We start from the raw sequence: 14,474 nt of genomic DNA, 5'->3' as shown, positions 1-14,474 counted from the left end.
TTTATATTGGCTCCTTTATTTGGGCATTGTAGTATATTTTAGCTAAAGTAATCTATAATGATACGCAAAAAACAAGGGTTGTGGTTTGATAAATTTAGAGCATATTAGAGAAAATATAATTTTAAAAAATGGTATTTATTATTTTGACTTTACAGCTTCAGGGCTAGCTTATAAACCTATCGAAGATGAGATGGCAAAAATGCTTCAAACATATGCAAATACGCACTCTATCAGCTCATCAAATGCTTATAAAACTGCTCAAATTTATGAAGATTCAAGACGTGAATTAAAAAGCCTGCTAGGACTTGATGAGAGCTTTTATCTTTTTACTTGTGGCAATGGAGCTACCGGTGCGATAAAGAAATTTCAAGAAATTTTAGGAATTTATGCGCCGCCAGCATTAAAAAAAAGATATTCATTAAAGCCAGATGAAAATTCTCCGCTTGTGGTGCTTGGCCCTTATGAGCATCATTCAAATGAGATAAGCTTTAGGCAAGCACTTTGTGAGGTTGAGCGTATCAGGCTTGATAAAAATGGGGGGATAGACTTTAATCATTTGGAGCAAATTTTAAGGATAAATGTTGGTCGTGAGATCATCGCAACTTTTAGCGTGGCTTCAAATGTGACTGGGGTTTTGAGCGATTATAGAAAAATCTATACTCTTATAAAATCTTATGGTGGCATTGTGGCATTTGATGCTGCAAGTTTTAGCGCATATGGAAATATCGATTGTGACTATTTTGATGCTCTTTTTTTATCGCCACATAAATTGCTTGGTGGAGTTGGAAGTTGTGGGCTTCTTGCTATAAAAAAGATACTTGCAAACTCAGATGAGCCGACATTTGCTGGTGGTGGAACGGTAAGTTATGTCAGCAAAAACTATGCTATATTTGTAAAAGATAGTGAGCAGCTAGAAGAGGCTGGCACTCCGCCTATTTTAGGATTTATAAGGGCAAATTTGGCTTATAGGCTAAGAAATGAGATAGGATTTGAGGCAATATATGAAAACGAGAGTGAGCTTGGAGAGTATTTGGAAAAAAGACTAGCAGAAATTCCTGAGCTTACGTGCTATCATCCAAATAACATAAAGCGTTTGCCGATATTTTCTTTTAATGTGACTGGTGTTTCGCCTTATGAATTAGCCAAAGTTTTAAGCAAAGAATATGGCATTCAAACGCGTGCAGGATGTTCTTGCGCTGGGCCATATGGACATGATTTGCTTCATTTAAAAGAAGATGCACTATTTACCCATAAGCCAGGCTGGGTAAGGGCTGGACTCCACTATACGCATACGCTACAAGACGTGGATTATTTAGTAGATGCATTAAAAAATAGCATTAAGAAGTATTCAAGTAGTTGGAAGGTCGATGATCCTTTTAGTGTTGATAAAATTTCAGGTTGTATGGGAGATAGATGAAAAATATATTAATCATTGCAGGAAGTGATAGTGTTGGTGGTGCTGGCGTGCAGGCTGATATTAAGACATGCGAGGTATTTTCTTGCTACGCAGCGACGGCTATCACGGCTCTTACGGCACAAAATACAAATGGCGTTAGCAATATCTTTGCTACAAATGCTACAAACCTAAATGAACAAATCAAAATGGTAGACGAAGAGCTAAGCATAGATGCCATAAAGGTTGGTATGCTTTTTAATAAAGAGCTTATATCTTGCGTTGGTTCTTGGCTTGAAAAATTTCATAAGCAAGGCATTAGAATAGTAATAGACCCAGTTTGCGTAGCAAAATCAGGCTCAAAGCTTCTTGAGGATGACGCGATAGCAAGCTTAAAAGAGCTTTTTAAATTCGCAGACATTATTACGCCAAATATCGATGAAGCCAAAGTTTTGGAACTTGATAGCAAAAATTTACCTTGCGATATGATCTTAAAGCGAAGCACGGTTGCAGAAATTTGTGAAGATACTCTTTTTAAAAAAAATGGTGACGTGCTTAAATTTAAAGAGCCACTAATAAAACCAGAGATCATGCATGGGGCTGGATGTAGCTTTGCAAGTGCGCTGACCTGCTTGCTGGCAAATGGACACGCCAAAGAAGAGGCCATAAGACTAGCCAAAAAATACATTTTAAATGCTATTAAAAATGCAATTACGACAAAATTTGGCAAACGTCTACTAAATCATAAAGTTGGCATAAGTGATTGAAATTTACGCGATTAGCGACGATGTATTGATGCCTGAAAATTTAGCCTTGCAATACACTAAAGAAATTTTAGAGTGTGGGGTGAAATTTTTTCAATTTCGCTCTAAAAAAATACCTAAAAATGAGAGACTGGCTAGTGAAATTTTAAATTTATGTGAGAAATTTGGGGCTAGATTTATCGTAAATGACGATGTTTTATTTGCATCTCGTATAGGGGCGAAGTCTGTGCATTTGGGAAAAGATGATGCGAGCATAAAAGAGGCGTTTGAAATTTTAGGAGATGACGCTTACGTGGGGGTTAGCTGCTATGATAGCTTGGAGCTTGCTACTAAGGCAAAACAAAATGGTGCTAGCTATGTGGCTTTTGGAGCGATGTTTAAAAGTCCAACAAAACCAAATGCGCCACTTTGCAAGGCTCAAACTGTATCACAAGCAAAAGAAATGGGAATGAATGTGTGTGTCATAGGAGGCATAAACTCTAGCAACATTGCAAGTGTCGCTAGAGTAAAGCCAGACATGATCGCCTTAATATCTGCTATCTATAAAGATGGCACGATAAAGAAAAATATAGAAAATTTACAAAGAAATTTATTGCCTTAAAAGATACTTGTTTTGCAAGATTTTTTATGAAAATTTAATTATAATCCCTGCTTTAAAAAAAGGAAAACATTGCTAAATATCGATGAAGTAAGAAAAAATATTATTTTAAAAGAGAGTCTTTATTATTTTGACTACACGGCTTCAGGTCTTGCTTATAAGCCCATTGAAGATGAAATTTTAAAATTTTTAAAAACCTACGCAAATACTCACTCAGATAGTAGTTCAAGCGCAGTGCTAACGCAAAAATGCTATGAAAACGCAAGGGCTGAGCTAAAAAGCTTATTGGGCCTTGATGATAGTTTTTATCTTATCGCGACTGGTCAAGGAGCAACGGCTGCGATAAAGAAATTTCAGGAAATAATGGGAATTTATATCTCACCAGCTACAAGAGCCTTGATCGGTGAAGCAAATTTAAGAAATTTAAACTTGCCATTAGCGATCATTGGCCCTTATGAGCATCACTCTGTTGAAGTTAGCTTAAGAGAAGGACTTTGTGATATAAAACGTATAGAGCTTGATGAAAATAATGAGATAGACTATGCGATGCTTGAGAATACATTAAAGCAAAATGCAAAAAGAAAGATAATAGCTAGCTTTAGTGCCGCCTCAAACGTTACTGGCGTTAAAACTAATTATAAAAAAATTTACTCGCTGATTAAAAAATATAATGGCATTTTGGCACTTGACGTGGCCACTCTTAGTGCTTATGAAAATGTTGATTGCAGATATTTTGACGCACTGTTTCTCTCACCTCACAAGCTGCTTGGTGGAGTTGGGAGTTGTGGGCTTTTGGCTATCAAAAAAGAGCTTTGTAAAAATTTGCCTACATTTGCAGCAGGAGGCACAGTCAAGTACGTAAGCAGGACATCACATATTTTTACTAGTGAAGTTGAAAATTTAGAAGAGGGTGGCACGCCACCGATAATGCAGCTAATGCGTACAAATTTAGCCTACAAGCTAAGAAATGAAATCGGACTTAATAATATAAAAGTGGCTGAATGTGAGCTAGGCGAGATGTTTTGCAAAGAGCTAGAAAAGATAGATGAGGTGATAAATTATTGCCCTGAAAATTTAGACAGATTGCCCATTTTTGCATTTAATGTAAAAGGCATTTCGCCTTATGATTTTGCTGCGAGCCTAAGTAGTGATTTTGGTATACAAACGCGTGCAGGCTGTGATTGCGCTGGGCCGTATGGACATGATTTGCTTAATTTAAAAGATAATGCCATTTTTGACGCAAAACCTGGCTGGGTACGTGTTAGCATTCACTATACGCATACAAAAGAGGATATAAAATATCTTATAAATGCTATAAATTCTTGCATCAAAAAACACAAAGAAGGATAGGGTAAAACTATATGCTTGACATTTGTGGAGAAAATTTTAGAAGTGAATTTTTATAAAGCTATAAGTTCTATCAAATCTAAAAGTTAGCAAATTTTGCAAAATTCCAAAAAGCACCATAAATGTAACAAAGCTGCTTCCGCCGTAACTAAAAAATGGCAGCGGCACGCCTACAACTGGTGCAAAACCGATCGTCATTGAGACATTTACACCCACATAAACGAAAATAAGTGCAGCAATCCCCGTGGTAGTAACTTGTGTAAAATAGTCGTTTTTTAGTCCGTAATTTAAACTTAGAAGATGTGTTATAAGTGCTCCATAAAGTCCAAGCAAAAACAATCCACCATAAAAACCAAAACGCTCGATATTGTAGGCAAAGATGAAATCACTAGTGGCGATTGGCAAAAATTTAAAGTGCGTCTGCGTCGCTTCGTCCTTTGGCTTGCCTTTGAGTCCGCCGCTACCTATGGCGATGATACTTTGTTTGACGTGATAGCTTGGCTCTTCAGCTATAAAATCGTGAATCCTCTTTTTTTGATAGCCATGTAAATTTTCATACAAAACCGGCGCCAAAAAGCCTATCGCAAGGATGATAGTGATCCAAATTTTCTTATTTACGCCGATTACAAAAAGGATGGTGTAGCCAACTATTAAAAGTATTAGCGCAGTGCCAAGATCAGGCTCTTTCATGATGAGCACAAATGGTAAAAGTATATAAAAACTAAGTCTTAAAAAATCTTTTACTCCGTATCCATCAGCCTCTGGAGGACGCTGTTTGATGAGATAGGCTAACATCAGCAAAAAGGCTGGCTTCATGAGCTCCGAGGGCTGAAGTGTGAAGTGAACGAAGGGAATTTCTAGCCAGCGCCTAGCGCCTAATTTGCTAACGCCAAAGAGATCGACGCTTAAAAGTAGCACGATACAGACCCAGTAAAACATCGGAATGATCCAGTCGATACGTCTAATGGGCAGTAAAAATGCTACGCAAAATGATGCAAAACCTATGCCAAAATATATAAGTTGTTTGTTTGCTAAAATATCGTTTGCCTCGGAAACCAGGATATATGAAATTATGATGATTGGGATTATTAAAAACGGCTGAATAAAATCAAAATGTGTTAAAATACGCCGATCTAGTTTTATCAAGAAGCAAACCTTAATTTTTGGGCTAGATTATATCACAAACAAGGCTTTGATTTTGGTTAAATTTAACGTTTTAAACAGCTCAAGACTCGATGTTGTAGTAGCCAAAGAGCTTCAAATTTCACGCAATCAAGCTTTAAATTTGATAAAAGATTCTCTCGTAAGCGTAAATTTAAAACCAGTCTCAAAACCAAGCTTTGCTCTAAGCGAAAATGATGAAGTTTGCGTAAATTTTGCCCCAAAAAAAGAGGTGCAAAACGAGTATGAAGTAAATTTTGACATCCCAATCATCTATGAAGACGACGATCTCATAGTGCTAAACAAGCCCCCGCAAATCGTCGTTCACCAAGCTCCAAGTGTCAAAGAGGCGACACTTGTCGAGTGGCTAAACAAAAAGGGCTTTATGCTCTCAAATTTAAACGGCGACGTAAGAGCTGGCATCGTCCACCGCCTAGATAAGGGCACGAGTGGCGCTATCGTCGTCGCTAAAAACAACTTCGCTCACGCAAAACTAAGCGAGCAGCTAGGTGATAAGAGCATGGGGCGGATCTATCTAGCGCTCACAGACCTACCTCTAAAAGAGGACGTCATCATCGACAAGCCAATCGGCAGAAATCCAAACAATCGCCTAAAAAAAGCGATCGTCGCGGATGCTAAATTTGCAAAAAGCGCCTTTGTAAATTTACTAAGTGAAAATGGCATAAATTTAATAGCAGCAAAACTTTTTACAGGCAGGACTCATCAGATAAGAGTGCATCTTGCTAGCATAAACCGCCATATTTTAGGCGATGATTTATACGGATTTAAGAGCCAAGGCGATAAAATAAGCAGGGTTATGCTTCACGCTTATATGCTTTATTTTATCCATCCAAGAACTGGCAAAAGGGTAGAATTTACCGCAAAAACGTATGATGACTTTAACCAGATAATTTACAAAAAAATTCCCAAGGAGATTTTTGATGAAAAAATTTGCCCTACGCATATTGACACCATTTTTAGCAGCTTTCTTAGCGGGATGCGGCTCTAGCGTACCGACTCAGCAAAGTATGTCACTGCCTACGATTACAAGTTTAAAAACTATTTCAGATATGACAGAAGTTGGCTTCGAGTGGAATCCAGTGACCGATGAGAGCGTCATTGGCTACTATCTTTACCGTTCAAATCCAAATGATGCAAACTCAAAAATGCAACTAGTTGCAAACATAAAAGACAGCTTTGCTACGCACTATGTGGACCGCAATCTAGCTCCAGAGACAACTTACTCGTACCAAATGAGAACCTACTCAAGTAACGCCATCTCTCAACCTGGCACAATCGCAACAGCAACTACAAAGCCACTACTTGACTCAGTACCATTTTCACAAGCTATTACAGGGCTTCCAGGACGTGTAAAAGTGATCTGGAGACCACATCCTGATAGCACCGTGGCAAGCTATATCATTCAAAGAAGTGATGCCGGAGCTAATAAATTTAGCCAAATTGCAGAGGTAAATGGCAGACTAAATGCCGAATATATCGACACTGAGGTAAAACCTGGTAAGTCTTATGAGTATAGAATTTTAGTTAAAACTTCTTCAGGTGTTGTTTCAAAACCAAGCCAAAACATAAGTGCAACGACAAAGGAGTTACCCTAAATCGGTAACAAATCTTCAAGCAACCAAAAATGCACCAAAAAAGATAATTTTAACTTGGGATTACGCGCCAGCTGAGGATTTTGCTTATTTTAAGGTTTATAGGACAGTGAGTAAAATTTTGCCTTACACATATCTGGCAAAAACGACTAGCAACACCTATGAAGATCTCATAAATACAAATGCAGCGACGAGGTATTACATAGTCACAGCAGTCGATAAAGACGGCCTTGAGAGTTTAAAACAAGAAGAGCCAATCGTGGGGATAACACTTGGTGCGCCAAAGACTCCAAATATTAGTGCTAGCTACGATGGTAGCGGAGTAAATGTAAATTGGAGTGTAGTTGATAGAGCTAGTTCGTACACGGTTTATAGAAGTGGTGCAAGTGAGAAAATTTTTAGTGGCATAGATGGTACTGGACTTAGAGATGATAGCGTGCAAAAAGGAGCTAGCTATTCTTACAGCGTCGTAGCTATCGATGAGTACGGCATCGCCTCTGATAAGTCATCAAAAGCAGAAGTTAGCATAAAATAATGCCAAATTTCATCGCTTCGTCTTTAAAAGAGCTCTCATTTCCATTTGGTAATGACAAAGTCAAATTTCTTTGGCAGGCAAATGGGCGAAACGAGAGGCTCATCTACACAAAAAATGAAGAAGAGAGCTTTTTTCTAGTTGTAAAGCCCGGTAAAAATGGCGTTGTTGTAAAGGGAGAGAAGCTTACAAAGCCAGCTAAAGTTGGTCTTTTGCAAGAGGCACTGGAGCTTTTTAAAGAGCAAAATTGCAATGACGTAATCAGTCAAGCATTTGCTGTAAAAAAGACAAATTTGACTAAAAAAGTGAGTGAAATTTTAAGCCTTGAAGAATTTGTGCCAGCATTTTGCGAGCTAAAAGATAAATTTAAAGAGATTTTTATCGAGATCGGCTTTGGTTCTGGCAGACACTTGCTTTATCAAGCTAAAAACAATCCAAATGCCCTAGTTATCGGAATAGAAGTCTATAAACCAAGCATCGAGCAAGTAGCAAAGCTAGCTAGGGCAAATGGCCTAGAAAACGTACGTCTAATCAATACTGACGCCAGACTTTTACTCTCACTTATTGGCTCAAATTTAGTTGATAGAGTCTTTTTACACTTTCCAGTGCCGTGGGATAAAGCAGAGCATAGACGTGTGGTCTCATCGGTGTTTGCGCTTGAGTGCGAGAGGATACTAAAAGTAGACGGTAAATTTGAGCTAAGGACTGATAGCAAGGAGTATTGCGACTTTAGTTTAAGTAAATTTTTAGAGCCTACAAACTCAAAAATAGAAGCTTTCAAAAATAGAAATTTAGAGGTAACTAGTAAGTACGAAGACCGCTGGAGACGCCAAGATAAGGATATTTATGATGTCATTTATACTTGCGAGGTTGAAAGTAGCGAGAGTGTTTTAGCTGGAGATTTTAGCTTTAAAGAAAAGACAAGCGTAAAAAATATCATTAAAAATTTCAAAAATTTCATCATCAAAAAAGAGGATTATTTTTTACATTTTGAAGAAATTTACACCATAAATGAGGGTGAAATTTTGCTAAAAGTTGCTTTTGGAGCATTTAATAAACCTGAGCAATGTTTTATCAAAATAAGCGATGAGAAAAGCGAATATTTTATAAAAAAACCGATCTTAATTCGTGAGAATTTAGCTGCACACGAGCTTTTGAAGGAGTATTTGGCTGATGCAAGAGATAATTAGTGCAAGGAATTTGAGCCTAGCTTATGAACGCGATGAAATCGTAATTAATAGCGTCAATTTAGATATTTATGCAAATGATTTTGTCTTTATCACAGGCAAGAGCGGAAGTGGAAAAAGCACGCTTTTAAAATCATTTTATGGAGAAATTTCACCTCTTGCTGGAGAGCTAAATGTCTGCATGACACAAATGGATGACATCGACGATAAAAGGCTTTGTGAACTTAGACAGCGAGTTGGCATTATATTTCAAAATTATCGTTTGATAAATGAATGGAATGTGGAAAGAAACGTTATGTTGCCCCTCATTATCAAAGGCATCAATCAAAATGTGAGCAAAAAGCAAGTGGCTAAACTTTTAAAACATGTAAATATGCTTCATAAAGCTGACAAATATCCAATGGAGCTAAGCGGTGGTGAACAGCAAAGAGTTGCCATGGCAAGGGCTCTAGCGCACAATCCAAATTTGCTCTTATGTGACGAGCCAACTGGAAATTTAGACGAATACTCAAGCGACGTCATCTGGTCACTTTTAAAATCAGCTAGGGAATTTTTAGGCACGAGCGTAGTAGTTGTCACGCACCATATCCCATCGACACTTCGTATCCCATACCGTCACTTCGTCATAGAAAATGGAGGTGTGCATGAGATCGCTTAAAAATCATCTTGGATTTATCTTGCCGCTGATCGCGCTTTTGTTTTCCGTGCAGTTTAGCCTAACTGCTGATAAGGTTGTGAGAGATTATGAAAGACTCATGGGAAATGACTACAACATCGTCATAGTTTCAAGCAAAGAGTTAAGTGAGCCCGTTCTAAAGCCGATTGTGAGTAATCTAGCTAGCCTCGAGCCACTAAGTCCACAAAAGATCATCGACCGCCTCTCAAATGACATCTCTGCTAAAAATTTGTCCATACTGCAAAATGCGCTACCTAAATTTTACTCACTAAAACTTAGCGAATTTCCGACACCGCAGTACATGGATGAGCTAAAGCAAAAACTTTTAAAATTTGATGGCATCACAAAGGTTGAGACATTTTCAAAGACTCATGATAAGGTTTTTAAAATACTAAATTTAGCCAAAAGCATATCGTACGCATTTATGGCGATACTTTGCGTAATAGGTCTTATGCTTATGCTAAAGCAGGCTAAAATTTGGCTATTTGAGCACAGAGAACGCATCGAGATTATGACGCTTTTTGGAGCACCTTTTTGGCTAAAATCAGCTATGCTTTACAAATCGGCTATGGTTGATAGCCTAGTCGCTACCGTTGCAGTTGGTGCATTCTTCTTTTTCTTGCCTGGTATTGAAATTTTTAGAGAAAATGCCGCAAGTATTGATGTGGTATTGCCTAGTCTTGATCCTTCAAGGGATATTTTTATTTTATTTGGCGTGGCTATGTTTTTAAGTATTTTTGCTGTTAGTTTAGTGATGAGTAAGGCTAGAAAAAGCACGATATGAGAAAAGGAATTTTTATATTTTTGCTAGCTTTTAGTCTAGCTTTTGCGTCAAATACCAAAGAGAAGATCAAAGACTCCAAAAACTCATTAAGGTCAAGTCAGGCGATGAGTGAGCAGCTTAGTAAAAAGCTAGATGATTTGGCTGGTGACATCGTAAGTGGCGAGAAAAAACTTCGAGGTATAAGTGGTGATATCACAAATTTAAAGGGTCAAATTTCAGTTCTTGAGACAAATGCTTCAAAAGCACTTATTGAGCTTGATGATCTAACTAAGCAAAACAAAGAGCTAGAGCGTACGCAAAAAGAGCTTGAGCAAAACATGATAAGGATCATCGCAGAAGATTTATCGTTTGATCTTTTGATGTCTGCAACCGAGGGCAAGCAAAGCGAGGAGAGTATCATCTCATCTCAAATTTTAACCAAACTAAATGCCATTGCAAAAGAGGATTTTGAGAGACTTAGTCAAAACTATGAAGATACAATCGAGAAGATAAAAAGTAAATCAAATAAGATAAACGAGATAAACTCGAGCATAAAAAATTATAGACGCAAGCAAAGCGACTTGCAAAATTTAGAAAGTACGCAAAAAAATACTATAAACGGACTAAAACGAGATAAAGAAATTTATAGCAAAAAGCTAGCTAAGCTTCAAGCCCAGCAAGATGAGTTAAGAAAGACGCTAGAGCAGCTTGCTATCATGCAAAAACAAGAAGATGAAGCCGCACGTGCTGCTAGAGAAAAACAAGAAAAAGCAGCTGCAAGCAAAGGTAGTAAAAAAGGTGAGAAGAGCCAGCCAATGGGTGGAGGCTATCAAACAAGCTCGGTCAAAAAGTATTCAGGTGCAAAGACAATCGCTCCTCTTGATAGCTACACTGTAAAGCAAAAATTTGGAAATTACGTAGATCCAATATATAACATCAAAATTTTTAATGAGTCAGTCACACTTCGCTCAACAACGCCAGATGCCAAGGTCAAAAGCGTACTAAATGGCAAAGTGGTCTTTGCAAAAGCAACTCCAATGCTTGAAAATGTAGTCATTATAGAAAACGAAAATGGTATACACACGATCTATGCTCACCTAAGCCAGATCGCACCGACTGTAAAAGTCGGCTCAGTCGTGCAAAAAGGCTACGTTATAGGCCGAGTTAGAAATGATCTAACCTTTGAAGTGACGCAAAGAAACTACCATATCGATCCACTTGAGATGATCTCAAAATAGCCGCTTTGCAAGTACTATTAACTAAATTTAAAGCCTTTTTGGCTAGAATGCGTGAATTTTAAGGAGCAAGACAATGAGTAAAAGAAAACGCGTATTAGTTAAATTTTCAGGCGAAGCTTTAGCGGGAGAGAATGGTTTTGGCATAGATACGGCGGTGCTTAAATTTATAGCAAATGAGATAAAAGAGCTTGTCGAAAATGGTATCGAGGTTGGCATCGTTATCGGTGGTGGCAACATTATACGCGGTGTGAGTGCCGCAAAAGATGGTATCATCAAACGAACGAGTGGCGATCACATGGGCATGCTAGCAACTGTTATAAATTCGATCGCAATGCGTGAAGCTTTAGAACGAAGTGGGCTAGAGGTAAGAGTACAAAGTGCAATCAAGATGGAAGCGATCTGTGAGACATTTATCGTGGGACGTGCGCAGCGCCATTTGGAAAAAGGTAGAGTCGTTATATTTGCTGCAGGTACTGGTAATCCATTCTTTACAACTGATACAGCAGCTACGCTAAGAGCTATTGAGATTGGCTCAGATATGATCATAAAAGCGACAAAAGTTGATGGTGTTTATGATAAAGACCCTAAAAAATTCAAAGATGCAAAACTTTTAAAATCACTAAACTATGAAAAGGCAATGAGCGATGATATCAAGGTTATGGACGATACTGCCATAGCTTTAGCAAAAGATAACTCACTACCGATTTTGGTTTGTAATATGTTTAAGGCTGGAAATTTATTAAAAATAATAAATGAAGAAGAAGCGGCCCTATATTCAGTAGTAAAATAAATTTTAAAAAGGATAAATATGAGAACAGAACAAATAACAGCAAGAGCGTTAAAACAAGTTGGTGATGATAGATATAAACTTTCACTTATCGTAGCAAAGCGTGCAGAAGCACTAGCAAATGGAGCAGTAGTGCTTGTAGAAGCCGATACTTCAAAGATGAAATTTGCTGACATTGCACTACTTGAAGTAGCTGAGGGCAAAATAGGCTTAGAGGCAATAGTTGAAGGAAAATAGTCTTTTTTTAGAGCAGCTAATAGAACAAATTTTACCTTGTAAAAATGTTTCAGGAGCTATAACGCTGCTCTTTTCTCTTTGCGAACGAAGCGAGAAATTAGACAAAGCTATAGATAGCTGCGTCACATCTCATGCTGGTCAATACCGCAAAAGTGGCGAGCCATACGCAATCCATCCAATATTGGTAGCATCAATAGTAGCAAATATGGGTGGAGACGAGAGTATGGTTATAGCTGCACTACTTCACGATGTGGTTGAAGATACTGAAGTTACACTTAGCGAAGTTCAGGCTGAATTTGGCGATGAAGTGGCAAAGCTGGTTGAAGGGCTTACAAAGATAGTTGCTATAAGAGAAAACAAGCTTGCAAGCTCAAGTAGTAACGAAAAACTAGCAAGCTCGGCGCTAACTTTTAGAAAAATGCTTTTAATCTCTATTGAGGATGTTAGAGTTCTTGTGGTTAAGCTTTGTGATAGACTTCATAATATGCTAACTCTTGATGCATTAAAGGTGGAAAAACAAAAACGCATCGCTGAAGAGACGCTTATGGTCTATGCTCCGATCGCTCATAGGCTTGGAATTTCATCGATTAAAAACATACTTGAAGATCTAAGTTTTAAATATGCGATGCCAGAAGAATACGCTAAGATCGATAGCTTTTTAAATAAAAATAAACAGCAACTTAGCCTTAAACTAAATGCTTTTTATGAAAAAGTAAATCAAATTTTACTTGAAAATGGCTTTATTGAGGGCACTTTTGAGATACAAAAACGTATAAAGCATTACTACTCAATCTATTTAAAAATGCAAAGAAAAGGTATTTCGATTGAAGAGGTGCTTGATTTGCTAGCTATTAGAATTCTTGTACAAAAACCGCTTGATTGCTATCTTGCGCTTGGAAATTTGCATATAAATTTTAATCCTCTTATTTCGAGATTTAAGGATTATATTGCACTTCCAAAGCAAAATGGCTATCAAACGATACATACAACTATTTTTGATAATAAGAGTATTTTTGAGGCACAAGTTCGTACTTATGATATGCACAAAACCGCCGAATACGGTGTCGCAGCTCATTGGAAATACAAAAATGGTGAGGGCAGTTTACTAAATCCAAAACTTGACTGGCTAAACGACATTGGTATGCAAAACAATGAAGCTGAAAGTAACGTCGAAGAGCTTTATGAATATGCAAAAGATAGTCTTTATATAGAAGATATTGCAGTCTATTCGCCAAAAGGTGAGGTTTTTACACTTCCGCGCGGTGCTACTGCACTTGATTATGCTTACGAGATTCACACAGAGATCGGACTTTACGCAAAAGAAGCTTATATAAATCGCGTCAGAATGCCACTTTTAACAGAGCTAAAAAACGGCGATATTGTAAGGATCGTAACTGGCGAGGAAGCAAAATTTCGCTGTTCGTGGATAAATAGCGTTCGAACTGGTAAAGCAAGGGCTACGATAAGAACGTACTGCAAGCAAAAGATAAAAGATATAAATTATAAAATTGCAGTTGATATTTTAAAGTCAGTTTTTGGCGTTTCAAAAGATAGAATTTTAGACTGGATAGAGCATGAAAATTTAGGCAAAAAAGTTTTTCGTGCTGCAACTGAAAGTGAATTTTTGCAAGAGGTCGTAAATATGCTTAAAAAGTATATAAAAAAAGAGCGTCCTTTTATGATCTCTTTGGGCGATAAATATCAGGTTAAAAAGCAGAAATTTGAAAATATCGTAATCTATTCAAATCATAAAATTTCAAATGTAGAGTTTGACTATTGTTGTAATCCAAAAAGAGGCGATAGTATAGTTGGCTTTAAAAATGGACATAATGTGACAGTGCATCACAAGCTTTGTGAGCGTGCCGGAAAGCTTATGGATAAGGGCAATGAGATCATCTTTGTCAAATGGACTAGAAATGCCCCACATAGATATAAAATTTTATTAAATCTTGAGAACCGAAAAGGCGCGTTGGCTGAATTTTTAACATATCTTGCTAGACTAGATGTAAATTTGGCTACAATCTCGCTAAATGAAGCAAATGATCTTAGCGGTGATACATTTGAGATAAGTGTTGAGATAGCCGAAAATATCGATGCAAACGAGCTAAAAGAGAAGATTAAAGATAGATATAAGATTATAGATTTCGTTTCGCAAAGCGATCCATACCATAACTAGGA

The 14,474-nt window shown here is 37.6% G+C and carries 15 protein-coding genes; 14 read left to right on the top strand and 1 reads right to left on the bottom strand.

The features are described from left to right. Nucleotides 1–85: 85 nt before the first annotated feature. The 4 genes from A3223_RS05290 (at nt 86) to A3223_RS05275 (ending at nt 4,105) form a co-directional block, all read left to right on the top strand. Nucleotides 86–1,417: an aminotransferase class V-fold PLP-dependent enzyme gene (locus A3223_RS05290; RefSeq protein WP_084109438.1), complete on the top strand. Its 1,332-nt coding sequence runs from the start codon at nt 86–88 to the stop codon at nt 1,415–1,417. Next, nucleotides 1,414–2,160, top strand: a complete 747-nt coding sequence (locus A3223_RS05285; RefSeq protein ID WP_084109437.1) for a hydroxymethylpyrimidine/phosphomethylpyrimidine kinase — start codon at nt 1,414–1,416, stop codon at nt 2,158–2,160. Before A3223_RS05290 ends, A3223_RS05285 begins: the two co-directional genes overlap by 4 nt. Continuing rightward, a complete protein-coding gene (thiE, locus tag A3223_RS05280; RefSeq protein WP_084109436.1) occupies nt 2,153–2,758 on the top strand; it encodes a thiamine phosphate synthase in 606 nt (201 codons plus the stop codon). Before A3223_RS05285 ends, thiE begins: the two co-directional genes overlap by 8 nt. A gap of 69 nt (nt 2,759–2,827) precedes the next feature. After that, nucleotides 2,828–4,105 carry an aminotransferase class V-fold PLP-dependent enzyme gene (locus tag A3223_RS05275; RefSeq protein WP_084109435.1) on the top strand — a complete coding sequence of 426 codons (1,278 nt, stop codon included), beginning with the start codon at nt 2,828–2,830 and terminating at the stop codon, nt 4,103–4,105. Nucleotides 4,106–4,141: 36 nt separating this feature from the next. Here the strand turns inward: A3223_RS05275 and A3223_RS05270 are convergent, their stop codons facing one another. Further along, nucleotides 4,142–5,248, bottom strand: a complete 1,107-nt coding sequence (locus A3223_RS05270; RefSeq protein ID WP_084109434.1) for an FtsW/RodA/SpoVE family cell cycle protein — start codon at nt 5,246–5,248, stop codon at nt 4,142–4,144. 52 nt (nt 5,249–5,300) lie between these two features. On the opposite strand from A3223_RS05270, the gene A3223_RS05265 reads away from it, so the two are divergent. The 10 genes from A3223_RS05265 (at nt 5,301) to A3223_RS05220 (ending at nt 14,472) form a co-directional block, all read left to right on the top strand. Then, on the top strand, nt 5,301–6,272 hold the full coding sequence (locus A3223_RS05265; protein WP_084109433.1) for an RluA family pseudouridine synthase: 972 nt from the start codon (nt 5,301–5,303) through the stop codon (nt 6,270–6,272). Next, nucleotides 6,205–6,879, top strand: a complete 675-nt coding sequence (locus tag A3223_RS05260) for a fibronectin type III domain-containing protein (RefSeq protein WP_180378701.1) — start codon at nt 6,205–6,207, stop codon at nt 6,877–6,879. The genes A3223_RS05265 and A3223_RS05260 overlap by 68 nt, the downstream gene beginning before the upstream one ends. Before the next feature lie 106 nt (nt 6,880–6,985). Next, nucleotides 6,986–7,411 carry a hypothetical protein gene (locus tag A3223_RS05255; RefSeq protein ID WP_257639253.1) on the top strand — a complete coding sequence of 142 codons (426 nt, stop codon included), beginning with the start codon at nt 6,986–6,988 and terminating at the stop codon, nt 7,409–7,411. Further along, a complete protein-coding gene (trmB, locus tag A3223_RS05250; RefSeq protein ID WP_084109432.1) occupies nt 7,411–8,598 on the top strand; it encodes a tRNA (guanosine(46)-N7)-methyltransferase TrmB in 1,188 nt (395 codons plus the stop codon). Before A3223_RS05255 ends, trmB begins: the two co-directional genes overlap by 1 nt. Next, complete coding sequence (locus A3223_RS05245) at nt 8,582–9,253, top strand: cell division ATP-binding protein FtsE (protein ID WP_084109431.1); 672 nt, start codon at nt 8,582–8,584, stop codon at nt 9,251–9,253. Before trmB ends, A3223_RS05245 begins: the two co-directional genes overlap by 17 nt. Next, nucleotides 9,240–10,055, top strand: coding sequence for an FtsX-like permease family protein (locus A3223_RS05240; RefSeq protein WP_084109430.1), 816 nt, complete (start codon nt 9,240–9,242; stop codon nt 10,053–10,055). Before A3223_RS05245 ends, A3223_RS05240 begins: the two co-directional genes overlap by 14 nt. Beyond that, nucleotides 10,052–11,272 carry a murein hydrolase activator EnvC family protein gene (locus tag A3223_RS05235; protein ID WP_084109429.1) on the top strand — a complete coding sequence of 407 codons (1,221 nt, stop codon included), beginning with the start codon at nt 10,052–10,054 and terminating at the stop codon, nt 11,270–11,272. The genes A3223_RS05240 and A3223_RS05235 overlap by 4 nt, the downstream gene beginning before the upstream one ends. Before the next feature lie 73 nt (nt 11,273–11,345). Then, on the top strand, nt 11,346–12,062 hold the full coding sequence (gene pyrH, locus A3223_RS05230) for a UMP kinase (RefSeq protein ID WP_054196984.1): 717 nt from the start codon (nt 11,346–11,348) through the stop codon (nt 12,060–12,062). 18 nt (nt 12,063–12,080) lie between these two features. Then, nucleotides 12,081–12,296: a DNA-directed RNA polymerase subunit omega gene (locus A3223_RS05225; protein WP_021091717.1), complete on the top strand. Its 216-nt coding sequence runs from the start codon at nt 12,081–12,083 to the stop codon at nt 12,294–12,296. After that, nucleotides 12,283–14,472, top strand: coding sequence for a RelA/SpoT family protein (locus A3223_RS05220; protein WP_084109428.1), 2,190 nt, complete (start codon nt 12,283–12,285; stop codon nt 14,470–14,472). The genes A3223_RS05225 and A3223_RS05220 overlap by 14 nt, the downstream gene beginning before the upstream one ends. Nucleotides 14,473–14,474 lie beyond the last annotated feature (2 nt).

This window comes from Campylobacter concisus, assembly GCF_002092855.1.
Lineage (GTDB): Bacteria > Campylobacterota > Campylobacteria > Campylobacterales > Campylobacteraceae > Campylobacter_A > Campylobacter_A concisus_AI.
This window is presented reverse-complemented; position numbering and strand designations above follow the sequence as displayed.

Excerpts from the sequence above, each read along its gene's own strand:
- A3223_RS05285 (WP_084109437.1), top strand. The coding sequence starts at position 1,414 with ATGAAAAATATATTAATCATTGCAGGAAGTGATAGTGTTGGTGGTGCT.
- A3223_RS05260 (WP_180378701.1), top strand. The coding sequence starts at position 6,205 with ATGAAAAAATTTGCCCTACGCATATTGACACCATTTTTAGCAGCTTTC.
- trmB (WP_084109432.1), top strand. The coding sequence starts at position 7,411 with ATGCCAAATTTCATCGCTTCGTCTTTAAAAGAGCTCTCATTTCCATTT.
- A3223_RS05245 (WP_084109431.1), top strand. The coding sequence starts at position 8,582 with ATGCAAGAGATAATTAGTGCAAGGAATTTGAGCCTAGCTTATGAACGC.
- A3223_RS05240 (WP_084109430.1), top strand. The coding sequence starts at position 9,240 with ATGAGATCGCTTAAAAATCATCTTGGATTTATCTTGCCGCTGATCGCG.
- A3223_RS05235 (WP_084109429.1), top strand. The coding sequence starts at position 10,052 with ATGAGAAAAGGAATTTTTATATTTTTGCTAGCTTTTAGTCTAGCTTTT.
- pyrH (WP_054196984.1), top strand. The coding sequence starts at position 11,346 with ATGAGTAAAAGAAAACGCGTATTAGTTAAATTTTCAGGCGAAGCTTTA.
- A3223_RS05225 (WP_021091717.1), top strand. The coding sequence starts at position 12,081 with ATGAGAACAGAACAAATAACAGCAAGAGCGTTAAAACAAGTTGGTGAT.